Consider the following 23,570-nt stretch of genomic DNA (forward strand, 5'->3'; position numbering starts at 1 on the left):
CCATGAACGCCCTCAATGTCGCCGGTATCGGCAAACAGTTCGTCATGCATCTGCGCGGCGGCATCCGAATCCCCGTCATCTCCGATCTGTCGTTCTCGGTGGAACGCGGCGAATGCGTCGTGCTCAACGGCCCGTCCGGCGCCGGCAAAAGCTCCGTTCTGAAGATGATCTACGGCACCTACGCCGTGGAAACAGGACAGATTTTCATCGAACATTGCGGCGGCCGGATCGACATTGCCAGCGCCGATCCGCGCCTGATGAAGCAGGTTCGTCAGAAAACGATCGGCTATGTCAGCCAGTTTCTGCGTGTCGTTCCCCGTATTTCGGCAATAGAGCTGGTCGCAGAGCCTCTGGTCTCGGAAGGTGTCGATGCTCAGGTCGCGATTGCCCGAGCCAAACCGCTGCTCGAAAGGCTGAATGTGCCCGAAGCCCTATGGGCGCTTCCACCTGCCACTTTCTCCGGTGGCGAACAGCAGCGCATCAACATCGCACGCGGTTTCATCACCGAACATCCTGTCCTTCTCCTCGATGAGCCGAGCGCATCTCTCGATGCGAAAAACCGCCAGGTGGTGATCGATCTCATCGGCGAGAAGAAGAAAGCCGGTATCGCCATGCTCGGCATCTTTCACGACCCCGATGTTCGCGACGCGGTCGCCGACCGCCTGGTGGATGTCACCTCGGCTGCGGTGCGTCAGATCCAACCCGAACAGGCCGTTGCCTGAAGACGAGGTCATCACATGTCGCTTTGGAATCGAAATCGCCTGGCATCGCTCGGGCGCCCACTCGTCATCGGTCACCGCGGGACGCCGACAATAGCTCTTGAGAACACGCGGGAATCCTTTCGCCGTGCGATTGCCGGTGGCGCGGATGCGGTGGAGACCGATGTCCACGTTACCGCAGACGGGCACGTCGTGTGCCTGCACGACGATAATCTTCTGCGCGTGGCAGGCGTTGCCGCGAGCATCGGGCAGCTGAGATTCGAGGAGGCGCGAGCGCACCTGCCGGCGCTGCTGCGTTTCCCGGACTTTCTCGACATCACCCACGGGTTTCCGGTTATCGTCGACGTGAAACATGCCACCGCGGCCGACCTTGACGCATTCATTCCGCAGGTGATCAGGCGCGATGCGCTTTCCCGCTCGCTTTTCTCCGCCTATACGCCCGAGATCGCAAGTTTCATTCGCCAGCGGTCCTCCGACGCCACGATCGGAACCTTCTTCCCGGAAGGCGGTGTTTGCCTCGACAGCGCCAGGAAAATCGGCGCGAGTTTCATCCGCGTCCTGCCGCACGACTATACCGCCCAGAAGATCGCCAGCATTCGCGACGCCGGGTTCGGTACGATCGCGGTAGCCGCGCCGCTTTCGAGCTTCAAGACGGCGAGCGACAGCGAAGCCTTGCGGCAGATTGCCGAACTTCGAATCGACGCGGTGATCACCGACACGCCCGAACTCGCAGCCGCCGAGTACCGGAATTTCAGCTGATCCTGCAGATCTCGCGAAATCCACGGCACGAAGGACATCGACATCATGAAAGACGCAATCGACATCGTCCTCATCTCGGACATGCACCTGTCACGGGCGCGTCCGTTCTTTCAGTTCAACTGGGAAATGACCGTTGAACGCCTGAACGAGACGCCTCCGGAACTGGTGCTTGTGGTCGGGGACATCGCGCTGGATGGCTCCCATCATCCGGAGGACCTCGCCTTTGCAAAGGCTCAGCTCGACCGGCTGCGCTGCCCCTGGCTGAACGTGCCTGGCAATCACGATGTCGGCAACAACCTTCCCGATGTCCGCGGCGAAGCGACGATCAATGCCGAGAGGCTAAAAATCTACCGCGATATCGTCGGCGCCGACTATTGGCACCACGATATCGGCCAATGGCGCTTCATCGGCCTCAACAGCCTGCTCTGCGGCTCAGGCCTTTCAGAAGAAAACGAACAACGGCAGTTCCTGCAAGTGTCAATCGATAGCGCTGGCAGGCAACGCGTTGCGACACTCTACCACAAGCCCTTCTGCCATGAAGCCTGGGACGAGACGCCGGTCGGCCAGCATTTCTGGTTTCAGGAGGCAAGACGGCTTCTTATCCCGTATCTTGAGGCGGGGCAGATCGATCTGCAGATATCGGGACATCTCCATGAAAGCCGGCTCAAGGTTATCGAAGGGGTTCCCAATCTCTGGGTACCCTCCCTTTCCTTCTCGACAGACATGACTTTTGATTGGCGTCCCAACCTGTTCAACGGGCGCCGGCGGGTCGGGCTGGTCGAGATGCAGATTGCAGGCGCACGATGGTCAGCCAAAACGGTTGAGCCGACAGAGCTTCTCAATACCGACATCAGCGGCTGGATGAAGGGCGGCAACCTCGCGACCTACTCGAGATTTGCCGGTGAGCGCCCCTTCGCGGGGTTTACCGGACTAGAGACCAATAGCGATTAGGCATCGCCTTCTCCTAAACTATCCGAGCGAATGCCAGCGCTCGCTTGCAACCCAGTTCTTCGTAGTAGAGGAAACCGAAATGCTTATCCGGGCTCACGACATCGACCTGTTCGCGTCGGCGGAAGGCGATGAGAACTCGCCGCTGATGATTTGCCTTCATGGCGGGCGCGGCACCGAGAACCATATCGGTGAATTTGAAATATTCAGGCGGCTCTCCGATCGCTTCCGGGTTGTGGCCTATGACCAGCGGGGCTGCGGCAAGTCTCCCATGGGTGGAGAAATCAGCCCGGAGAGAATGGTGGCCGATCTTGAGGAGGTCCGCCTGAAAACGGGCGGCGGACGGCCAGCGGTCATTGTCGGATTTTCATATGGGGGGATGATAGCGATGCTACATGCCCTGCATTATCCCGATGCAGTCTCCCACCTCATTACGATCGGATCTCCGCTCAGCCACGAATTCGAGGAATTGGCGCTCGCCGAATTCGATCGCAGGCACGCGACGGACGCGCCTGCGGCCTCTCGCGCGATGATCGAGAGACAGTTGCGCCATGGCTTCGAAAGCGAGCTTCAATGGCGGATCGTCAAATTTGCCATGCGGGGACTCTACAGGCCGGGAATATCGCCCGATGAGGCATTGGCCTCCGCTCTGGATTCGACGAGCACGATCAACATCGAAGCGCACAAGCGCCTGTGGATGGGAAGCAGCTACGATGTCCGGCCCAGGCTAGGCGGCCTTAGAGCCAAGCTGTTCGCAATATCGGGTGAACTCGACTGGCTCGTCCCGCCGAGCAATGCCGATGAACTTTCGACGATCCTGCCAGGCGCCCGATACCTGGTCGTCCCAGATGTCGGGCATTCCGCCCACTTCGCCGCCAGAGACATTGTTCTCCATGCAATCAGAGATTTTCTTGCTTCGTAACACCGTCGCAGCAAGATCGGATGCCTCGGGACCACGCGAAGAGCGTTTGAAGATTCCGCATTCAAGGTCTTGAACGGGATTGCACCGCCATTCTGAGCTTAGATGCTCATCATCTCAAATTGTTGATGTCTCTGCTTGTCTCGGCATCAGGGTCGGTCGCGCAGACAACGGCTTATAGAAGCGCTCGACAATCTGGCTGATTGCCAGATCGCGGGCGAGCAGGCACGCGCCCAGCACTGTCGCTTCCGAGCCCTTCTTTGAGATGCCGATCCTCGTATCACGGTTACGGCTTTGAAATTCTTCGATAATGATCTGCGCGAACGCCTCGTTGCGAGTGAGGCCTCCACCGAGGACGATGACGCTCGGGTCAAGAATGGTCGTTGCCGCAGCGGCAATGCGACCGAGCGCCACGCCGTATTCGGTCATCAGCGCCGCCGCCTGTTCATTTCCGTCGGCGGCCATCGAAAAAAGCTCCTCGGGCGAGGACGGCTTTTTCGAACCAAAGAAACTGTTCGATGCCGCCTGCATCAAGCCAACCGAACCGTATTTCCGTTCAATGGCATCGACCCCGGATGCAACGGCATTGCTCCAGGAAACGGGGATCTGGGCGAGTTCTCCGCTGCCGCCCTGCCCGCCCCGGATCAATGCGCCATCAGCAAAAAAACCGAGACCGATACCGACACCGATCTGCATATAGGCAGCATCACTATAACCGCGCATCAGGCCGTCCTGATGCTCAGCGACAGCAGCACAGTTGACGTTATTTTCGAGGAGAAACGGTATGGATCGCGGCAGTTTCGATGCAGCTACGAACATTTCGGCGATCTCCAACGCCAGCGGACGCGGCCGATCCGCACGAGCCAGTTGACGCGGCACGACCTGATTGAGCGCCAGAGCGACGACAAGCGGCGGCGTCTTCATCGCCTTCAGAATCGGAGACTGGGCAACGAGTTCACCCGCCATATCTCCAAGCCTGCCAGCGCCCCCCTCATGCTGGCGACTGCCATATGCCAGTACGCGCCCATTCAGCAAGCGGGCGGAGAAACTGACTTGTGTGGAGCCGATATCCACGCCAAGTATCCAGCCTGCATCCTCGCTGATCCCGTAGACGATCGTGGCACGGCCGCGCGCCCCCTGCTCGCGGCGCAACTCGCAGACCATACCTTTTCCGGTCAGTTCCGAGAGCGCGACCGTGACGGTCGGAAAGCTGAGATTAGCGCTTTCGGCGAGCATCTTGCGTGTCGCCTCGCCCGGCTCAAGAAGGTGAGCGAACACCAATTGCGCCACGTCCGTCAAGGCGTTGTCTGCAGCAGCGTTCATTAATTTCTCCATCAAATCACACCCTTGTGTAACCGAGACCGGGATTTCGCAAAAGGCGCTTGACACATTTATTAAAGTCGATAACTTTAATTTATATAACGGAGGAGCAAAAAAGATTGGGCGAGGCAGTTTTTTCCAAACGCGAATGGATTTCGGCGCAGGCGTCCTATGCGACACAGGCCGCCAAGCTGGTCGCGATGGTGGATCGACTGGCAGACCAGCTTCGATGTTTGGCCCCTCAAAAGAACCAGCGCATCGCCGTGGTCGGCATTGGTGCGAGCCATGCGGCTGCCGCCACCGCGGTCTACGAAATGCGTCGTCATGGACTGGATGCTCTTCGTTTCCTCCCAAGTGAGCTTCCAGCAGGACTGTCGGGCTTTCAGGGCCTGACAGTCCTGATTTCCCAAAGTGGCCGAAGTGCAGAAGTGGTCGCCCTCGCGCGCAATGGCGTCGATGCGGGCACGGTCGCCCTCACCAACTATACGCCCTCACCGCTTGGCACGATTTGCAGGCGCGAACTGAATCTCGGCAACCTTCCCGACAGTTCGGTTTCCTTCGTGAGCTTTACCGGCACAATGCTGGCGCTTGCCCTTCTGATCGACCATTTGACGGGTCGTGATCGCACTGCTTACTGGAAACAGCTGATCGCGGAGGCGTTTGAAACGGCGGAACGTCATGACGACGATATCCGCCGGATAGCGGAAATGCTTCTCCATGCCGCAAGCATCGATGTCGTTGCGCCGGCATCGCTGGGGTCGGTTGCGGAAGAGAGCGCCTTGATGTTCCGCGAAGGCCCTCGTCTGTTCGCAACGGCCATGGAGACGCGTCAATATCTGCATGGCCCGATGGATGCCGCCGGTCCGGGAGCGCATCTCCTCTTTGGCGGACGGCGCGAGGCACAACTGGTTTCCCAGCTATCGGAGCGCACGCGGCGCCTCGCCTTGGTGACTGCAGAGGATACGGGCGACTGTGGCGGCTGCACCCATAAGCTTGTCCTGCCGGTAAACCTTGATGATCCGTCCTCTTTTGCAATCGCATCAACCTTCGTCGCTCAGAGGTTGACACTTCACGCCGCCGACATTCGCGGGCTCGACATCAACGAGCCGGCATTTCAACGCATCGACACAAAAACCGATACCTTGACGAATACATGATGAGCGAAATTCAGACCCCTCTTCTCGTCGGCATCGATGCGGGCGGCAGCAAGATGCATATCCAGGTTGCTTCCGCACTTGATGGTTCTCTTCTTGCCGATGAGGTTCATCCAAGCACCGGCTGGGCCAATCTCGGCGACGCCAAGCGTGCGGACATCCTGTTGTCCGTGGTCGAAACCACGACCGCGACGCTCGGCAAGCCCGTGGTCGTCGTCGCCGGCGTCCACGGCAATGATAGCCCTGAGCAGGAAGCCCAATTGCGCGCACCGCTCGCCTCTCGTTATCCGGTCGTCCGCATCCTCAACGATTCCAGTCTGCTTATCCTTGCTTACGGCAAGTCGTCTGGCACCGGCGTGATTGCCGGCACGGGATCATCGGCGACGGCAACCGTCGGCGACCAGACGGTAACCGTTGGCGGCTGGGGCTGGATCTTCGGCGACGAAGGCGGTGCCGTCGGCATCGTCAGGGATGCCGCCAAGCAGGTTCTGGAAGCCTATGACCTGAATGAGCAGGACCTGCTGACCGAAGATCTGCTTCATCATTTCGGCATCGATCATCCGCACGGTTTGACCCACATGTTCTCGACCATCGAGCCGCACGTCTGGGCAAGGGCCGCGCAACTCGTGTTCAAATCCGCAGAGCGAGGCTCCGTACGTGCTCAAAAAGTCATCGATGCACACGCTGTCGCCCTGGCGGAACTCATCGCCCTGCTGAAGCGCAGAGGCGGCGATGTCGAAACGATTGTCTGCGCCGGCGGCGTCATCACCGGTCAGCCCGTGCTTTTCAACGCGTTCACCCGAGAGGTCCACCGCCTGGTCGATCCTTCGACGGAAACCGCGCTTCTGCTCGATCCACCGGTTAGAGGCGCGCTTAATCTCGCCAATCACATCCACATAACATCGCAATCGGGAACTACGAGATCCGATCGGCCCGTGGCAGATCGCATTTCCATCTAAATGGAGGGAATTTCATGACATACTTCAGTTCGAAACTGATGACGGGCGTCGCTATCGCCATCACGCTCTCGACAGCGTCGATCGCGACGGCCGAGACCCCAAAAAACCAGCTGGTCATCGGTACCTCGCTGGCGCAGGTCCTGTCGGTCGACCCGCAGCAGGGCACGGAAAGCAAGACCCAGGAAATCCTGGCCGCCACCTATGACCGTCTCGTCTATTCCGACGATGCGGATGGCAATACCGTCAAGCCGCAGCTTGCGGAGCGTTGGGAAATCGATGCCACGGGCGTAACGTTCCATCTGCGCGACGCGAAGTTCGCCTCCGGCAATCCGGTTACGGCAAACGACGTCGTCTTCTCGCTGGTGCGCCTCCTGAAACTGAACCAGTCCGCGTCGCAATACTTCAAGAGCGCCGGCTACACCGCCGACAACATCGAAACGCTGGCCAAGGCCATCGATGGGAAAACTTTTCGCATCGAACTGACCGACCGCGTCATTGCCGAGGATCTGCTTTATCGCCTGGCTATGGGCGTTTCGAGCGTCGTCGACAGCGTGGAAGTCCAGAAACATGTCGCCAACAACGACTATGGCAACGAGTGGCTGCGCACCAACACCGCCGGCTCCGGCCCGTTCGTCTTGCGTCGCTGGGTTCCGAACGAAACGGTTATCCTGGAAGCCAACAAGTCTTATTGGGGCAAGGCGCCGGCAATGACCCGCGTCATCATGCGCCATGTGCCGGAAAGCCAGACAGCACGACTGATGCTCGAACGCGGTGACGTCGATATCGCCAATGCGATGAGTGCGCCGGACGTGAAGTCGTTCATGACCAACACGAAGTTCAATATCCAGCAGGTCAAGATCGGTGGCTTCTTCGTTCTCGCCATGAATGCCGGCAAGGAGCCGCTGTCCAACCCGCAGGTTCGCGAAGCGATCGCCTACGGCATCGATTACAAGGGCATTGCCGACACCATTCTCGGACCGTATGGCCGCCCACGCAACGTTCCGGTTCCGGAAGACTGGAAGGGCGCGATCGCCAACCCCGATTGGTCGCTCCAGCCGGAAAAGGCCAAGGCATTGTTGGCCAAGGCCGGTTATCCGGATGGTTTCTCGCTGACGCTGAAGACTATCGCCCAGCCGCCGCGGGTCGATATCGCGACCGCGCTTCAGGCCAATCTTGCCCAGATCGGCATCAAGGTCGAGATCAAGCAGGGCAATGGCGCCGATATCGTCGCCGCGCACCGCGCGCGCGATTTCGATCTTCTCCTGCCGCAGGCGACTGCCATCATGCCGAACGCGCTCGGCTCGATGAATGACTTCGTCACCAACCCGGACAACCGACTGGAAGCCAAGAACGCGGGCAACTTCGTCTGGCGCTCGGCCTGGGACATCCCGGAACTGAACGACCTGCGCAACAAGGCCAACAGCGAACGCGACGAAGCCAAGCGCGCCGAGATGGTCAAGCAGTTGCAGGAGATGTTCATCGCCCAGAAGCCTGCGGTCCTGCCGATGTTCGAATCCTTCGTGCCGATCGTTTTGAACGCTGGCGTGCAGGGCTATAACACGAACCTCTGGTCGCTCAACCGACTTGAGAACGTGACGAAGACTGACGCGAAGTAAGCGAGACGGCCGGTCATGAAGGAATTTACCTTTCTGGAAGTCACGCGGCGGCTCGGGCAGCTGATAGTCAGTCTGTTCGCCCTGCTCGTCGTGACCTTCGTGATCGGCCGGATTCTCCCGACCGATCCGGTCGGTGCGATCGTCGGTGAGCTGGCGGACCCTGCCGCATTCGCAGCGATGCGGCAGAAGCTTGGCCTCGATCTGCCGGTCTATCAACAATTCTGGATCTACCTGACGTCCCTGCTGCAGGGCGACCTCGGCACGGCGATCCTGACCGGCAATCCGGTCACCAAGGATCTGGCCCAGGCTTTTCCGGCGACGTTCGAACTGGCGACGCTTGCGGTCATCATATCGACCATTATCGGCGTGCCGCTCGGCATGGTCGCCGCCTTCTATCGCGATACCTGGATCGACCAGTTCGCCCGCATCATCTCGCTGGTCGGGCATTCGATCCCGGTCTTCTGGTTCGGCGTCGTTGGGCTCGTCATCTTCTATGCCAGCCTCGCCTGGGTCGGCGGGCCGGGGCGTGTCGATACCTATCTCGACGGCCTCATCGAACCACAAACCGGCCTGCTTCTGGTCGACAGCCTGCTGGTCGGCGACACGGAAACCTTCTGGAATGCCGTTCACCACATCATTCTGCCGGCCTGTATCCTCGCCTATTCGGCAATGGCCTACATCACCCGCATGACCCGCAGCTTCACGCTCGAACAGCTGAACCAGGACTATGTGACCGCCGCCCGCGCCAAGGGAGCGTCGAGCGCCCGTATCGTCGTCGGCCACCTTCTGCCGAACATTGCCGTGCAGCTCGTCACCGTGCTTGCCATTTCCTACGGAAATCTGCTGGAAGGCGCAGTGGTGACGGAAATCGTCTTCTCCTGGCCCGGCATCGGGCAGTACATGACCAATGCCCTGATGATCGGCGACATGAACGCCATACTCGCCGGCACACTCATCATCGGCGTCATCTTCATGGCTTTGAACTTCATCTCGGATCTTGCCTATCTGGCTCTCGATCCCCGCACCCGTGAGGTGACGCAATGAGCGTGCAACATCTCTCCTCCGAAACCACGACCGCCCACCCGCGTTCGGCCATTCTCTCAGGCCTTGCGCCGATTTGGGAAAAGCTCTCGCGCGAACCCGTCGGCCTTTGCGGTTTCTTCGTCCTGTTCGTACTGGTCGTATGCGCGGTTTTTGCGCCGCTGATCGCGCCTTACGATCCGGCCGTACAGAACCTGCAGGCAGCATTCCTGCCGCCGAGCCTGTCACATCTGGCCGGCACCGACGAATTCGGCCGCGATATCTTTTCGCGCCTCGTCCATGGTGCCCGCATCACCATCTCGACCATCCTGTCAGTCACATTGATCGTCGGTCCGATCGGCCTCGTCGTCGGTGTCGTCTCCGGTTTTGTCGGCGGCCGCACCGATGCGATCCTGATGCGGTTCACCGATATCGTCCTGTCCTTCCCGTCGCTCATCCTGGCGCTAGCCTTCGCGGCAGCCCTCGGCGCCGGCCTCGGTACGGCCATCGTCGCGATCTCGCTCACCAGCTGGCCCGCGATCGCGCGTCTTGCACGCGCCGAAGCGCTGATCGTGCGCAATACCGACTATGTTGCAGCGGCCCGCCTTTACGGAGCCTCGCCGATGCGCCTGCTGTTCCTCTATATCGCTCCGATGTGCATTCCCTCGGTGGTCGTGCGCCTGACGCTGAACATGGCCGGCATCATCCTGACGGCGGCGTCACTCGGCTTTCTCGGTCTTGGCGCCCAGCCGCCGGCACCGGAATGGGGCGCGATGATCTCGAGCGGCCGCAAGTTCATGCTGGATCACTGGTGGGTCGCGGTCATGCCCGGCCTCGCCATCCTGATCACCAGCCTTGCCTTCAACCTTGTCGGCGATACGCTTCGCGACTTGCTGGACCCACGCCATGCCCGCTCCTGACCTCGATACAATACTCTCGGTCAAAAACCTGTCGGTGCGTTTCGGCCGCCATGCAAAACCCGCCGTCGACAATGTCAGCTTCGACCTGAAGGCCGAACGGCTCGGCATCGTCGGAGAATCCGGCTCCGGCAAGTCCACGCTGGGCCGCGCCCTCATGCGGCTTCTCCCACCGATCGGCCGCGTCAGCGCCGACACCCTGACCTTCGACGGCACGTCGCTGCTCGAAGCCAAGGAAAAGCATATGCGGACCTTGCGCGGCAACCGCATGGCGCTGATCATGCAAGATCCGCGTTATTCGCTGAACCCGGTCCTGCCGATCGGCAAACAGGTTGCCGAGGCGGCGATCCTGCATCTGAAGGTCCGCAAGGCCGAAGCCCACCAAATGGCCGCTGCCATGCTGGAACGGGTGCGCATTGCCGACATCGAACGCACGATGAAGCTCTATCCGCACCAGATTTCCGGCGGCATGGGTCAGCGCGTGATGATCGCCATGATGCTGCTTGCCAAGCCGCGCATGGTGATTGCCGACGAGCCGACATCGGCGCTCGACGTGTCGGTGCGCGGCGATGTCTTGAAACTGCTCGACGAACTCGTGCGCGAAAACAATGCCGGTCTCATGCTGATCAGCCATGACATCCGCATGGTCGCCGCTTTCTGCGAGCGTATCATGGTCATGTACAAGGGCAGGGTCGTGGAGACGTTGACCAGCCTTGAGGATGCCCGGCATCCCTATACCCGCGGCCTTATCGCGGCGATGCCGGACCTGCATACGCCCGTACGGCGTCTCAAAACCCTCGACAGAAACGCTATCGATGCTGTGGAGGCGCGGCCATGATCAATGTTCAGAAACTTTCGGTTTCCTTTGGACGCGGCACGTTTGCCAAGCAAGTCGTGAAGGACGTGTCCTTTTCGGCCGCCAGGGGCGAAACGCTCGGCATCGTCGGCGAATCCGGCTGTGGCAAATCGACGGTTCTGCGCTCGCTCGCCGGTCTCGACCGGCATTGGACAGGCGAAATCAATCTGGCTGGCACCGATGTCGATAAGAACCGCACCAAGGAGCAGATGCTGCTGACCCAGATGGTGTTTCAGGACCCCTACAGCTCCATCCATCCACGCCACCGCATCCGCCGCATCCTGGCCGAACCGATCCGCGCCATGGATCGCGGCAAGGGATGGGATCGGGTCGCCGCAGCGCTGGAACAGGTCGGCCTGCCGGCGGCCTTTGCCGATCGTTTCCCGCATCAGCTTTCCGGCGGCCAGCGCCAACGCGTCGCGATCGCCCGCGCCCTGATGCTGGAGCCGGAAATCATTCTGCTCGACGAACCCACCTCGGCGCTTGACGTTTCGGTGCAGGCGGAGGTGCTCAATCTTCTGGCCGACCTCAAGGACGCACGCCGGCTGACCTATGTGCTCGTCAGCCACGACCTTGGCGTGATCGCTCACATGTGCGACCGCGTTCTGGTGATGAAAGGGGGCGTCTTTGTCGACGAACTGACCAAGGACGACCTCTATCAGGGCCGCACCCACGACGACTATTCGCGCATGCTGTTCGAAGCGAGTGCTCTTTAAAATCACCGGCTCCGCCGTCGGCGGCTGTCCTCCACATCGATAAACACATGAGGCCAAAATGTATGTCGGAACACAGGTTGACGCCCGCGACGACGATGATTTCCGCGTCTGGGCGCAGCTCGGCATCAAGAATGTCTGCGCTGATCCGCCGGGAAAGCCGGCAAGCTGGACCCTGGACGATATCCGGCGTCATCGTGAGAAGGTCGAAAGCTTCGGCCTGACCCTGGACATGATCCAGTTGCCGATGTCGTCGCGGCCGATCGAAGAGGCTCCGTATCAGGACATCCTGCTCGCCGGTCCCGACCGTGATCGACAGATCGATGCCGTCTGCACGATGATCGAGAACATCGCCAAGGCCGGCATTCCGGCAGCGAAATACAATCTCAACATCATCGGCATTCCGCGCACCGAAATGGAGCGCGGCCGCGGCGGCTCGCTGAATGAAGCCTGGCGTTGGGACAAAGCCGACCACAATGCGCCTCCCGGCCTTGCCGGCGTGCTCTCGGAAGACGAAAACTGGGAGCGCATCGACTATTTCCTCGAACGCGTCGTACCGGTCGCCGAAAGCAACAAGGTCCGCCTTGCCTGCCATCCGCACGACCCGTACACGCCGCCAGGCTACCGGGGCGTCACCCGTGTGCTCGGCACCGTCGAGGGCCTGAAGAAATTCGTGCTGATGCGTGAAAATCCCTATCACGGCCTGAACTTCTGCCAGGGTTCGGTGGGCGAGATGCTCGACAATCCACGCGAGGAAATCGACGACATCATCCGCTGGTTCGGCAGCCGCGGCAAGCTCTTCAACGTCCACTATCGCAATATCCGCGGTGGCAAGCTTTCGTTCATGGAGACCTTTCCCGACGAAGGCGACATGGACATGGTCCGTTCGCTGAAGATCTACAAGGAAGTCGGCTACAAATACATGATCATGCCCGATCATGTGCCGACAATTTCCGGCCGAGATCCGGTCGGCGTCGCATTCGCCTTCTGCTACGGCTATATCGCAGCGCTTCTCGAAGCGATGGATCGCGGGCATATCTGATTATTTCCTGGCGGCCGGCACAAAGCCGTCCTCAATTTCACGAACAGATCTAAAGGTATCAATCTGATGGAGCATCATCGGATCGCGTCCGACCGCGCCCCCAACGTCACGATCATGCCCACGACGGAAGACGCCAGCCAAACCGTTGCAGACATGTTCCTCGCCACCGTCAGGACCAATCCAGCCTGCCGCCTCGGGCTTGCGACCGGACAAACGCCGCGCCGCATCTACGCCAAACTGGTGGATGCAGTACGTGCGGGACGGATCTCCTTTGCCGATGTCGAAACCATCAATCTCGACGAATATTGCGGCCTCCCGGCTGCCCATCCGGATTCCTTCGCCGCCTACATGCATCGGGAGCTTTTCTCTTCTGCAGGATTTGATGCCGCAAAGATCAATCTGATCGACGGCGCAGCGACCGATGAAGCTGCGGAAGCGGTGCGGTATGCCAACCTCGTCAGGTCACGCCCCGTCGACCTGCAATTGCTCGGCATCGGCACCAATGGTCATATTGGCTTCAATGAGCCGGGTTCTTCCGCTTCAAGCCGCGTGCGGGTGGTCGAACTGTCGAAGGAAACCTTGGCTGCGAACCAGCCGACCCTGATCGAACTCCATGAGGTGCCGGCGCGGGCCATCACCATGGGCATCGCCGACATTCTCGATGCACGCAAGATCGTCATTCTGGCGACGGGCGAGGCAAAGGCCGAAGCCGTGCGCCGAAGTCTGATGGAACATCCCGACGATAACTGCCCGGCGTCGCATCTCGCTCTTCATGCCGACGTGCACTGGGTATTGGATCAGGCTGCGGCAGGGTTACTTTAGCGCCTCGGATTTGACGCGATCTATTTTTGTCCTTGACGCGATCTGAACTGCCCCCGGGTCGGAAACAATTTGTTCCTGAGGCAAGGCGAGCTTTATCTGAAGCAACCTTTGCAATGGTACCGTGAGATCGCCATTCCGCCGCGATCAACAATTTTCGATCATGTGAATATTGATCGGCGTTATCAGGGACGGCGGGCCTGATCGAGTGAGAACAGACAGAAAGGAGTGGAGCTAGACCCCGTTCATCATGTTTTCTCGTGTCTGTCTCGTACAGATGGCCAGGGCCTCGCTGAGAGCTATCGCGGCGGCGGACAACAAAAGCCCGTCATGCCCCGCCCCAATCACCCTGAAACGGACCGACGCAAGTTCCGACAGTGGCGAAAAGTTGGAATCGGTCAGAGCGATAACGGGGACTCCCCGCCTGGCGAGATCGATTGCCTGCACCGTTGTATCCTCTGCATAGGGTGCGCAACTGATGATGACGGCGGCATCGTCCGGTGTCGCAAAGGCAAGAAGGTCTTCGCCGCCGGCAATATCCGTCAGCAGTGTCGCACGGATTTTCAACCGGGTCAGCGAATGTTGAAGCAGGGTCGCCATCGGAAAGGCACCTTGCCTTGCGACGATAAACACGCAGCCGGCCGACGAAAGAATATCCGCCGCAATCTTTATATCCGCGACCGGTATTGCCCTGGATAGAGCTTCCAGCGAGCGATGGCAGGCCTCTATGGTTTCATAAAATGCGTGCGCCTCACGAGCGATATCCTTGCTCCGCCCCGGTCGATGTCCACCGCTTCCGCTCCCGGAAATCTTTGCACGGATAGCCTGCCGAAAGATCTCCTGGAGCGTGCTGAAGCCGTCATAGCCGAGAAACTGGGCGAAGCGTATCAGCGTCGACGGCGTCACTTGCGCCGCATTCGCGATCGAGGCTACCGAACCCAGCGCGACCTCGTCCGGATTGTCGAGAACATGGCGTGCGACCTGAGCAAGCCGCTTGGGAAACCGAGCGTGCCTGGCACTGATCACCGCTTGCAGGGCTTCGAAGTCTTCTGGCGGATGGGCTTGTTCGCTGCTCATTCGCACCTCTCAAGGTTCCTCCTCGTCGATGAGGCGGCCGAAAGCACGCCCACTCCTGAACCCTCAACAAATCTCACAGCCGGCCGACGACGAACTGCGCCACACCCGCACCAAACGACCAATCCCTCTACGAACGACACAACCGTGCACCCGGCGAAGCTTCGATCTACCGAACATCGCGATCCATGATCCATTGGACGGCTGGATCGGCAATGAAGCGCCATTTGCGCAATGGACCGGCCATGACGTTGAGATAATACATCTCGAAGCCGTAGGGCGCTCCGCATGGATGATGGCCCCGGGGCACGAGGACAACGTCGCCGTCCGCCACGGCGACCGTCTCGTCCAACCTCCGGTCGTCGGTGTAGACGCGCTGGATGCCAAATCCCTGCGCCGGGTTCAGCCGGTGGTAATAGGTCTCTTCGAGATAGGTTATGCGAGGGAAGTCGTCCTCGTCGTGACGATGTGAAGGGTAGCTCGACCAATGACCGGCAGGCGTGAAAACCTCGGTAACGAGAAGCGAGTCGCAAAAATCCTCGTTTTCCATGGCGATATTGTTGATGTAGCGGGTGTTCGTGCCCTTTCCTCTTTCCGTCAAAGCGATGCCGTCCGGTCCGATCCTGCGGGCCGGATGCCTCCCCCTGCCGGGAGCACGACATACGGCGATCGTGCAATCCGTTGCGGCGCGGGCTTCCCAAGCTTGCCCGTTCGGAACATAGAGGGAATGGGGGGGCGTTTTTTCGAAGACGTTCATCCTCTCTCCGAGCTCACCCCAGTCTTTTCCGGCGGCGACAAGATTTGCCTTGCCTTCCACCATCACGATGATGGCCTCGTTTTCGCCCGTCAGTTCCCCGACTGCTTCTGACTGGCGCAGGCGATAGAGGTTAAATCCGACATATCGCCATCCCGCCGATTGAGGCGTGATCTCGTGGACCTTGCCGTGAGATCCGAAGGGACGGCGCAGCAAATGACTCATGATTCTTCTCCCTTGAGGCAAGGTAGTGGCGATCTCGCGCCGTCAGGCACGAAGCCGCGTCTATGCGACCATCTTGTCCAGCCCGGCCTCATGTGCGGCCCGTTTCAGCGCGATCAGACCCATGTTCTGGTAATGGAAAGGTTCGCGAACCGCGCTGTCCTGCTCGGCTTCGATCACCAGCCAGCCACTATAATCATGTTCGGCCGCGATCTTCAGCACAGGAGCGAAATCGACACAGCCTTCCGGATCGCCCGGAACAGTGAACACGCCACGGCGCACGCCTTCAAGGAAGGACAGGTTCTCGGAGCGAACCTGCTTCATGATCCCGGGGCGGATGTTCTTGGCATGGATATGCGTCACGCGGCCCATGTACTTGCTTGCCACGTCCTCGGGGTTCGCACCGCCAAAGGTACAATGGCCTGTATCGAGTAGCAGGCACGTATGAGGCCCGGCCATCGCCATGAAGCGGTCGATGTCAGCAGCGCTCTCGATGATCGTTCCCATGTGATGGTGATAACCCATTTTCACGCCCTGTTCGGCAGCAAAGCGCGACAATTCCTCATAGCCCTCGGAAAAACGTTTCCACTCATCGTCGTTCATGATCGGGCGATTGTTGACGGGCGTGCCGTCACTGCCGTGAACGGTGTTGGAGCATTCGCAGGCATTGATGTGATCGCCGCCGGCTGCGCGGGTCATGTCGATGAATTTCCGTAGCGCCGATTTCTCGGTGGCGATATCGTTCACCAGCAGGTTGGTCGAGTGCCAGCCGCCGACGAAGCGCAGGCCGAATTCGCCGAGCTTGGCCTTCAGTGCGCTGCCCTCGTCGGGCATCTTGTGCCCCCTTTCGATGCCGTCGAATCCGATCTTGCGGCAATCCGAAAGGCAGTCTTCCAGCGTCAGATGCGCACCGATCGTCTGGTCGTCGTCATTGGACCACGCGATGGGATTTGTTCCGTAAAGTATCATGGTTTCGGTCCTTCAGGCATTGTCGAAAGCGTCAGTTAACGCGTTGGCGGGCTACGTTCGCTTCGTAGTGCGCGCGGGCCTTTTTGAGTTTTTCGGTGTTGCCGACTTCGGGTACGGCGACATCCCACCAGGCACCGCCGATGCCGGCTCCGGTTTCCGCTTCCGTGTCGATGACGATCACAGTAGGGATGTTGCGGTCGCGCGCCGAGACGATCTCGGCTTCGAGCTGCGCGATGTCGGCAGCCTTGATCGCATGCGCGCCCATCGCGGCCGCATGCGCGACGAAGTCGATCTCGGACTGCACCGCGATATTGCTGTCCTTGTACATGTTGTTGAATTCGGCGCCGCCGCACTCCCGCTGCAGGCGGTTGATGCAGCCATAGCCGCGGTTGTCGGTCAGCACGATGGTGAAAGGCACGCGCATCATCACGGCAGTCGCCAATTCGGAATTGGCCATCATGTAGCTGCCGTCGCCGATAAAGCAGACGACTTCCTTTTCCGGCGCCGCGAGCTTAATGCCGAAAGCGCCAGCCACTTCATAACCCATGCATGAATAGCCGTATTCCATATGATAGCCGCCGACGGCTGCGCGCCACAGCACCTGAAGCGCGCCGGGCATCGTGCCGGCAGCGCACATCGCGATAGTGTTGTCCTGGGCTTGGCGCAGAACCGCCCCGATGACATGCGCGTCGGAGGGCAGGAAATTGGCGCCTTGCCGCTCCGGTGCCGTGAGTGCGTTGTCAGACAGACTGAACCAGGTATCGCGCGCCGCGAAATCCGGATCGCTGAAGCGGTGCCCCCCGAGACCGGCGGAGACCCGCGCCAGCGCCACCTTGGCGTCGGCCACCAGCGGGATCGCACCGTGTTTGGCGGCGTCGTAGCCGGCGAGGTTGATCGAGACGAGCTTGCGCTCCGGATTGGCGAAGATCGCCCAGCTGCCGGTGGTGAAATCCTGAAAGCGGGTCCCGACGCCGAAGATCAGGTCGGCCTTGGCGGCGATCTTGTTGCCGCAATCAGTACCGGTGACACCCGGTGAACCGAAATTGAGCCTTTCCCGCCAGTCTATCGCACCCTTGCCCGCCTGCGTCTCGACGATCGGGATATTGTGCCTCTTGGCGAAAGCGAGCAGATCGCCTTCCGCGCCGGAGTAAAGCACGCCGCCGCCGGCGACAATGACTGGGGTGGCAGAGGCCTTCAGCGCGGCGACCACGTCGTCAACCTCGCGCGGGTCCGGCTCCGGGCGGCGGATGCGCCAGCTCTTCGGTTCGAAAAAGCTCTCCGGATAATCATAGGCTTCGGCCTGCACGTCCTGGCAGAAGGCAAGCGTCACCGGGCCGCAATTGGCGGGGTCCGTCATCACCTGCAGGGCGCGCGGAAGGGCGGTCAGAATATGTTCGGGCCGGGTTATGCGGTCGAAATAACGGCTGACCGGACGGAAGCAGTCGGTCACCGTCATTGTGCCATCGTCGAAATCCTCGATCTGCTGCAGGACCGGGTCCGGCCGACGGTTGGCGAACACGTCGCCGGGAATGAATAACACCGGCAGCCGGTTCACATGAGCGAGCGCGGCGGCGGTGACCATGTTCGTGGCGCCGGGACCGATGGAGGAGGTGATCGCCATCGCCTTGCGGCGGCGCTTGGTTTTTGCGTAGGCGATAGCCGCATGGGCCATGGTCTGCTCGTTCTGGCCACGCCAGGTGGGCAGCTTGTCGCCCATTCCATGCAGCGCCTCACCGATGCCGGCGACGTTGCCGTGGCCGAAGATCGCCCAGACGCCCTCGATGAATCTCTCTCCATCCTCGGTCATCTGCACGGCCAGCCAGCGGAACATGGCCTGCGCCGCAGTAAGCCGAATGGTTCCCGTCATGTCATACTCTCCTCAGCGACGGTTCCGCCGCATTATTGTCCTGTGCCGCGCTGCGTGCATTGTCCCAGACCGCGCAAAGCCGCTGGTAGCGGTCGCCGATTTCGATGACGGCTTCTTCGTCGGTGGTCTTTCCCGCAAACCAGTCGCGTGCGGCTTGAGCGAAAATGGTGCGGCCGACCGCAAAGCCCTTCACCAGCGGAAAGCTTGCCGCGACCTTGAAGCTGGCGGCCAGTTCCATTTCCGGCGCGTCGAGCCCGAGCACGACGATGCCGCGGGTATGCGGATCGTTGTCGCGAATGGCGGCACAGGCCTTTTCCCAGGCAGCAGGGCTCGCCATGGGTTCGAGCTTCCACCAGTCCGGATAGATGCCGATCTCGTAGAAGCGGCGGATCAGCGTGGAGGTCGTCTCGTCATCAACCGGGCCAACCTTGGACGGGATGATTTCGAGCAGGAATTCCAGTCGATAGCGCCGGGCGGCGGCGAACAGCCGCTTGATTGTCTCCCTCTGCGAAGCCCATATTTCGGCGTCGTCGTCGGGATGGCAGAAGCAAAGCACTTTGACGACGTTCTCCACCGCCCATTCATCCAGGCCGCCAAAATCGGGGCCGAGTTCCGGTTCCAGCGTCAGCGGTCGCGAGGCCGGCCATTCCACCGGCCGGCCGATCCAGAGACCGGTGCCGGAGGCGGCATGCAAGGCGCGACGGCCGAGGCGGTGGTCGCACAGGATGCCGTAGCCGGGACGACCATCTTGAACCTTGAGCGCGGCCTGTAGGCAGAGTTCCTTGAAACGGCCGATCCTGTCCAGCGTCGCACCCGCCATCGCTTCGAGCTGCATGCGGTGGTCGAAGGCGAAGACGCGCATGGTCGACCAGTCATCGTGGCGGTTGGTTGCCCAATGGATCTGTTCGAGCTCAGCGTCCTTGCGAAGCGCCTTTTCCTTGACGCCGCGCTTCAGAAAGAATTCGAGTTCTTCCAGCGAGGGGTAAGCAGGCGCGCAGCCGTGGCGGCTGACGGCAAAGGCGCCGCAGGCATTGGCGTATTCCAGCGCCCTCGGCCAGGGTGCATCCTCAAGCCAGCCCTTGATCAGTCCCGACATGAAACCGTCGCCGGCACCGAGTACGTTGAAGACCTCGATCGGAAAGCCTGGGCCGCTTTCGCCGTCGTCCAGGCTATCGGGTATCGCATCTATGAAAGCAACGGCGCCGACGGCACCGCGTTTGCAGACGAGTGTGGCGGACGAGACCCTGCGCACCGCGCGCAGTGCCATGATCGTATCGATCGCGCCGCCGGCGATATGGAATTCCTCTTCGGTACCGACGATCAGGTCGAACAGATGCAGATGGCTCTGCAGCTTGGCTGTGACGCGCCCGCTTTCGATGAAGCGGCTCTCGCCGTCGCCGTGCCCCGCCAGGCCCCACAGATTGGGGCGATAGTCGATGTCGAGACCGATGCGGGCGCCATGCTTGCGGGCAAGATCGATGGCCTTGAGAACCGCACTTTCGGTTTTTGGATGGCTTAGGTGAGTGCCGGTCACGACGAGCGCGCGACTCTCGGCAATGAAGCTCTCGTCGATATCGTCTTCGCAAAGCGCCATGTCGGCGCAGTTCTCGCGGTAGAAGATCAGCGGAAATCGCTCTTCGTCACGGATGCCGAGCAGGACCAGCGCCGTCAACCGCTCGGCATCGGTCTTGACCCCGCGCACATCGACGCCTTCCTTCTGCAGTTCCTCGCGAATGAACCGCCCCATATGCTCGTCGCCGACCCGCGTGATCAGGCCACTTTTCAAGCCAAGCCGGGCGGTTCCGGCCGCCATGTTGGTGGGCGAACCGCCAATATACTTCTGGAACGATCGCATATCCTCCAGCCGACCGCCGATCTGGGCGCCGTAAAGATCCACCGAAGAGCGGCCGACCGTTATCACATCCAAAGTTTTTGCCATTTCACTCCTCCGGCGTCCCGGGAAACACTCGCGCCAGTCGGTCGCCCGCGGCCGAGCCGCGGGCAACCAAGGTCAGATTGCCTTGTTGAGGTGGCCGATACTGTCCTTGACGGCGGCAACCGGGTCATTCAACTCATGCACTTCAGCTGCGAAAGGCTCGAAGCTGTAGGGGCCGGCATAGCCAGCGGCATTCAGGGCCCTGATCTGCGCGATATTATCAAGACGGTCGGCGCCGTCGACGAGAACGCGGTGCGCGTCGAGCATGTCGGCAACCGAAACGGTCGGATCGACGACACCCGAGATATGTACGAGACCGGTCCTCTCAGGGAAGAACTCCGTCTCGCCCGCCAGGTGATGGTGGAATGTATCGTGTACGAGCCTGTAGACGCTTTCGCCACCGGCGGCCGCGATGGCCTTCAGTGCTTCCTTCTTCGTGCGCAGCGACGAGATCGGGAAGCCGAGCGGCTCGACCAGACCGGTCAGTCCCCGCTCTTCGAGGACCGGCTTTATCGCCTTCAGTGCTGCGACCAGATCGTCGAAGGAAACCTTCGTCCCGTCGTTGAGCGGGCACATGACCAGTGCGGTTGCGCCGCTCGCCGCGGCATAGTTGGCCAATGCCACGGCTCGTTCCGGCAGATCGCCGGACCAGACGTTGAACGGATAGAGGGCGTTGATCGAGATGATCGTCACGCCCGCCCTGGCGGCCGCTTCCTTGACCGCAGCGGGCGATATGGTGCCGACGATGTCGGGAAGATCGTTACGGATCTCGACCTCGGTCAGGCCGAGGCTCCTGGCCGCGGCGAAGAACTGCTCAAGCGAGAGCTTTGGTGCGGTGATGTGGTTGATCGCAAAACGCATGACGAACCTCAGTTGTAAAGCGCCGGGCGGGTCGGCAGGTTGATGGCGACGGCCTGGCCTTCCTTCTCCTGCGCGGTGACGCAGGCGTCGGACGTGATGGCTGCCACGTAGCCGTCCCATGAGGTCGGGCCGGATGCGGTGCCTTTTGCGGCGGCGTGGATGAAGTCCTGCAGCTCGACGTCGTAGCTTGCGATGAAGCGATCCTTCCAGTCAGTCAGGATGTCGTTCTGCAGCTTGGCACCGAGGCGCATCTGGATGGCCATGGGCTCCGGCAGCCTGGCGATACCGTCTTCGCCGACGACTTCGCACTGGATGTCATAACCGTAGTGGCAGTTCACGAAGACCTCGACATTGATGATCGTGCCCCTGGCAGTCTCCAGAATGACGATCTGCGGGTCTTTCAGCTTGGCGTGGCTGCGGGCGGCCGAGCGCGGGAAGAGAACGCGGGCCGAGATATAGTCGTCGTCGAGCAGCCAGCGGAATACGTCGATCTCGTGGATCAGGGTGTCATGGATTGCCATCGGCGTCACATACTGCTCCGGAACAGCCGGGTTGCGATGGGCGGCATGAACGATGATCGGCGCGCCGATCCTGGTGTCGACGGCCTGCTTCAGGGCGACGTAACCGCTGTCGTAGCGGCGCATGAAGCCGACCTGGACGAGACGCTTGCCGTGCTCGACTTCGGCATCGACGATGCGCCTGGCGCCTTCCGCGGTCGTTGCCAGCGGTTTCTCGCAGAAGCAGGGCTTGCCGGCGGCGATCGCCGCCAGCACGTACTGTTCATGGGTCGCCCCCCAGGAGGTGACGAGAACCGCATCGACGTCGGAGGCCGCGATCAGGGCTTCGCCCGTGTCGTAGATGACCGCATCCGGCGCGATATCCTTTTTCACGGCTTCCGCGGACGCCTTGTTGACGTCGCTCAGCGCCACGATCTTCGCGCCGCCGAGAACGTGGTTGATGCGGCGCGCGTGGTCGCGGCCGATAGCGCCGGTGCCGATGACGCCAATTCTCAAAGTCATGGGGAGAGCCTCACTTCTGGTATTTGTCGATATATCTGTTGATCTCTGAGCACATGAAGCGCCCGGATTCGTCCGCCTTGTCTTCCCAGGCGAACACGCAGGACGTCACGATGCCGTCGAAGCCGATCTCGGCAAGCGTACCGAAGAAATCCTCCCACGGAACCTCGCCCTGGCCGATGTTGAGATGCTGGTGCACGCGGGCCTGGGTGCCGGGCGGATTGAGGATGTAGCGCAGTCCCGAGCTTGCCTTGTGATTGAAGGTGTCGCCGACATGGACATGGGCGAGGACATCTTTCGCCTCGCGCAGCATCGCCCTGGTATCGTCCCCGAAATAAAACGTATGGGGCGCGCAGTAGAGGAACCTGACGTTCCTCGAGTTGACCGTGCGGATGATGTCGAGTGCCGGCTGCAGCGTCTCGCACCAGTCCTCCGGATGCGGCTCGATATTGAGCTGGATGCCTTCGCGCTCGAAGATCGGCACCAGCTCTTCCATCGAGCGCCACCAGGCGTCTTCGCAGGCCTCGATCATCGAACCCGTGTGGCAGCAGTAGCAGGAGCCCTTGTCAGGATGCGGCCCGCGGCCGAATTCCGAATTCATCGTATCGACTTCGAGCTCGACGGCGATCTCGATCGCGCGCTTCCAGTGCTTGACGGCCGCCGTGCGTTCGGCCTCGTCGTTGGACGCCCAGCGATACATCGGGAGCAGCGACGCGATGCCGACCTCGGCCTCCTTCAGCGCCTTCTTCAGCATTCTGACACGCTCGGGAAACACGCGCGGCGCCTTGAACCATTCGAGGAAGTCTGCGCGCGGGCTAAGCTCGATCCAGTCGAAGCCAAGTTCCTTCACCTTGCGAGGAAGCTCTTCCAGGCTCAGATGTCGATGCATGAACGGGTCGATGGCGATCTTCATGGATGCCTCCTTTTCGTCTTGTACCTTGTCGTCCAGGGACAGTTGTTTGCGGGGCGCGGTCGCGAGAGGAGCCGGCCGCGCCCCTCGGGCAGCTACTTGGCGTAGCCGGCCATTTTCACCGCCGTCTGTACCGGGACTCGAAGGATGCCATGGTGACCGCGACACGCGTCTGGGCCAGCGCCGGGACGGCAAGAAGG

At 60.8% G+C, this 23,570-nt stretch carries 22 protein-coding genes; 13 read left to right on the forward strand and 9 right to left on the reverse strand.

The annotated features are described in order from the left end of the window. Positions 1 to 2 precede the first annotated feature (2 nt). The 4 genes from phnL (at position 3) to ACFFP0_RS01665 (ending at position 3,348) form a co-directional block, all read left to right on the forward strand. A complete protein-coding gene (phnL, locus tag ACFFP0_RS01650) occupies positions 3 to 722 on the forward strand; it encodes a phosphonate C-P lyase system protein PhnL (protein WP_377255145.1) in 720 nt (239 codons plus the stop codon). Between the two features lie 15 nt (positions 723 to 737). Continuing rightward, positions 738 to 1,478 carry a glycerophosphodiester phosphodiesterase gene (locus tag ACFFP0_RS01655; RefSeq protein ID WP_377255149.1) on the forward strand — a complete coding sequence of 247 codons (741 nt, stop codon included), beginning with the start codon at positions 738 to 740 and terminating at the stop codon, positions 1,476 to 1,478. Between the two features lie 45 nt (positions 1,479 to 1,523). Beyond that, positions 1,524 to 2,429, forward strand: coding sequence for a metallophosphoesterase family protein (locus ACFFP0_RS01660; protein WP_377255151.1), 906 nt, complete (start codon positions 1,524 to 1,526; stop codon positions 2,427 to 2,429). Positions 2,430 to 2,574: 145 nt separating this feature from the next. Next, complete coding sequence (locus ACFFP0_RS01665; RefSeq protein ID WP_377255435.1) at positions 2,575 to 3,348, forward strand: alpha/beta fold hydrolase; 774 nt, start codon at positions 2,575 to 2,577, stop codon at positions 3,346 to 3,348. Between the two features lie 114 nt (positions 3,349 to 3,462). On the opposite strand, the gene ACFFP0_RS01670 is transcribed toward ACFFP0_RS01665, so the two are convergent. Beyond that, the gene (locus ACFFP0_RS01670) at positions 3,463 to 4,668 is read right to left on the reverse strand and encodes an ROK family transcriptional regulator (protein ID WP_377255154.1); all 1,206 of its coding nucleotides are present in this window, start codon (positions 4,666 to 4,668) and stop codon (positions 3,463 to 3,465) included. Between the two features lie 116 nt (positions 4,669 to 4,784). On the opposite strand from ACFFP0_RS01670, the gene ACFFP0_RS01675 reads away from it, so the two are divergent. The 9 genes from ACFFP0_RS01675 (at position 4,785) to ACFFP0_RS01715 (ending at position 13,764) form a co-directional block, all read left to right on the forward strand. Next, positions 4,785 to 5,822, forward strand: coding sequence for an SIS domain-containing protein (locus ACFFP0_RS01675; RefSeq protein WP_377255157.1), 1,038 nt, complete (start codon positions 4,785 to 4,787; stop codon positions 5,820 to 5,822). Continuing rightward, positions 5,822 to 6,778 carry an N-acetylglucosamine kinase gene (locus ACFFP0_RS01680; protein ID WP_377255161.1) on the forward strand — a complete coding sequence of 319 codons (957 nt, stop codon included), beginning with the start codon at positions 5,822 to 5,824 and terminating at the stop codon, positions 6,776 to 6,778. The genes ACFFP0_RS01675 and ACFFP0_RS01680 overlap by 1 nt, the downstream gene beginning before the upstream one ends. 14 nt (positions 6,779 to 6,792) lie before the next feature. Beyond that, complete coding sequence (locus ACFFP0_RS01685; protein ID WP_377255163.1) at positions 6,793 to 8,394, forward strand: ABC transporter substrate-binding protein; 1,602 nt, start codon at positions 6,793 to 6,795, stop codon at positions 8,392 to 8,394. A 15-nt stretch (positions 8,395 to 8,409) separates the two neighbouring features. Further along, on the forward strand, positions 8,410 to 9,438 hold the full coding sequence (locus tag ACFFP0_RS01690; RefSeq protein WP_377255166.1) for an ABC transporter permease: 1,029 nt from the start codon (positions 8,410 to 8,412) through the stop codon (positions 9,436 to 9,438). Next, on the forward strand, positions 9,435 to 10,334 hold the full coding sequence (locus ACFFP0_RS01695; RefSeq protein WP_377255169.1) for an ABC transporter permease: 900 nt from the start codon (positions 9,435 to 9,437) through the stop codon (positions 10,332 to 10,334). Before ACFFP0_RS01690 ends, ACFFP0_RS01695 begins: the two co-directional genes overlap by 4 nt. Then, a complete protein-coding gene (locus tag ACFFP0_RS01700) occupies positions 10,321 to 11,169 on the forward strand; it encodes an ABC transporter ATP-binding protein (RefSeq protein ID WP_377255171.1) in 849 nt (282 codons plus the stop codon). Before ACFFP0_RS01695 ends, ACFFP0_RS01700 begins: the two co-directional genes overlap by 14 nt. Next, a complete protein-coding gene (locus ACFFP0_RS01705) occupies positions 11,166 to 11,903 on the forward strand; it encodes an ABC transporter ATP-binding protein (protein WP_377255174.1) in 738 nt (245 codons plus the stop codon). The genes ACFFP0_RS01700 and ACFFP0_RS01705 overlap by 4 nt, the downstream gene beginning before the upstream one ends. Before the next feature lie 58 nt (positions 11,904 to 11,961). Further along, positions 11,962 to 12,942, forward strand: a complete 981-nt coding sequence (locus tag ACFFP0_RS01710; protein WP_377255177.1) for a mannonate dehydratase — start codon at positions 11,962 to 11,964, stop codon at positions 12,940 to 12,942. 66 nt (positions 12,943 to 13,008) lie between these two features. Further along, the gene (locus ACFFP0_RS01715) at positions 13,009 to 13,764 is read left to right on the forward strand and encodes a glucosamine-6-phosphate deaminase (protein ID WP_377255180.1); all 756 of its coding nucleotides are present in this window, start codon (positions 13,009 to 13,011) and stop codon (positions 13,762 to 13,764) included. A gap of 231 nt (positions 13,765 to 13,995) precedes the next feature. Here ACFFP0_RS01715 and ACFFP0_RS01720 read toward each other — a convergent pair whose 3' ends face one another. The 8 genes from ACFFP0_RS01720 to ACFFP0_RS01755 all read right to left on the reverse strand — a co-directional run bounded on the left by ACFFP0_RS01720 (position 13,996) and on the right by ACFFP0_RS01755 (position 23,373). Next, on the reverse strand, positions 13,996 to 14,838 hold the full coding sequence (locus ACFFP0_RS01720; RefSeq protein ID WP_377255183.1) for a MurR/RpiR family transcriptional regulator: 843 nt from the start codon (positions 14,836 to 14,838) through the stop codon (positions 13,996 to 13,998). 166 nt (positions 14,839 to 15,004) lie between these two features. After that, positions 15,005 to 15,814, reverse strand: coding sequence for a 5-deoxy-glucuronate isomerase (iolB, locus tag ACFFP0_RS01725; RefSeq protein WP_377255186.1), 810 nt, complete (start codon positions 15,812 to 15,814; stop codon positions 15,005 to 15,007). A gap of 60 nt (positions 15,815 to 15,874) precedes the next feature. Continuing rightward, on the reverse strand, positions 15,875 to 16,780 hold the full coding sequence (gene iolE, locus ACFFP0_RS01730) for a myo-inosose-2 dehydratase (RefSeq protein ID WP_377255190.1): 906 nt from the start codon (positions 16,778 to 16,780) through the stop codon (positions 15,875 to 15,877). A gap of 31 nt (positions 16,781 to 16,811) precedes the next feature. Beyond that, the gene (gene iolD, locus ACFFP0_RS01735; protein ID WP_377255194.1) at positions 16,812 to 18,647 is read right to left on the reverse strand and encodes a 3D-(3,5/4)-trihydroxycyclohexane-1,2-dione acylhydrolase (decyclizing); all 1,836 of its coding nucleotides are present in this window, start codon (positions 18,645 to 18,647) and stop codon (positions 16,812 to 16,814) included. A 1-nt stretch (position 18,648) separates the two neighbouring features. After that, entirely contained in the window at positions 18,649 to 20,586 is a 1,938-nt protein-coding gene (locus tag ACFFP0_RS01740) for a bifunctional 5-dehydro-2-deoxygluconokinase/5-dehydro-2-deoxyphosphogluconate aldolase (RefSeq protein ID WP_377255197.1), read from the reverse strand. A 72-nt stretch (positions 20,587 to 20,658) separates the two neighbouring features. Continuing rightward, on the reverse strand, positions 20,659 to 21,444 hold the full coding sequence (locus ACFFP0_RS01745; protein ID WP_377255201.1) for a TIM barrel protein: 786 nt from the start codon (positions 21,442 to 21,444) through the stop codon (positions 20,659 to 20,661). 8 nt (positions 21,445 to 21,452) lie between these two features. Next, a complete protein-coding gene (locus ACFFP0_RS01750) occupies positions 21,453 to 22,463 on the reverse strand; it encodes a Gfo/Idh/MocA family protein (RefSeq protein WP_377255204.1) in 1,011 nt (336 codons plus the stop codon). Positions 22,464 to 22,473: 10 nt separating this feature from the next. After that, entirely contained in the window at positions 22,474 to 23,373 is a 900-nt protein-coding gene (locus ACFFP0_RS01755; RefSeq protein WP_377255208.1) for a sugar phosphate isomerase/epimerase family protein, read from the reverse strand. Positions 23,374 to 23,570: the final 197 nt, after the last annotated feature.

Source organism: Neorhizobium puerariae (genome assembly GCF_042429745.1).
GTDB lineage: Bacteria > Pseudomonadota > Alphaproteobacteria > Rhizobiales > Rhizobiaceae > Neorhizobium > Neorhizobium puerariae.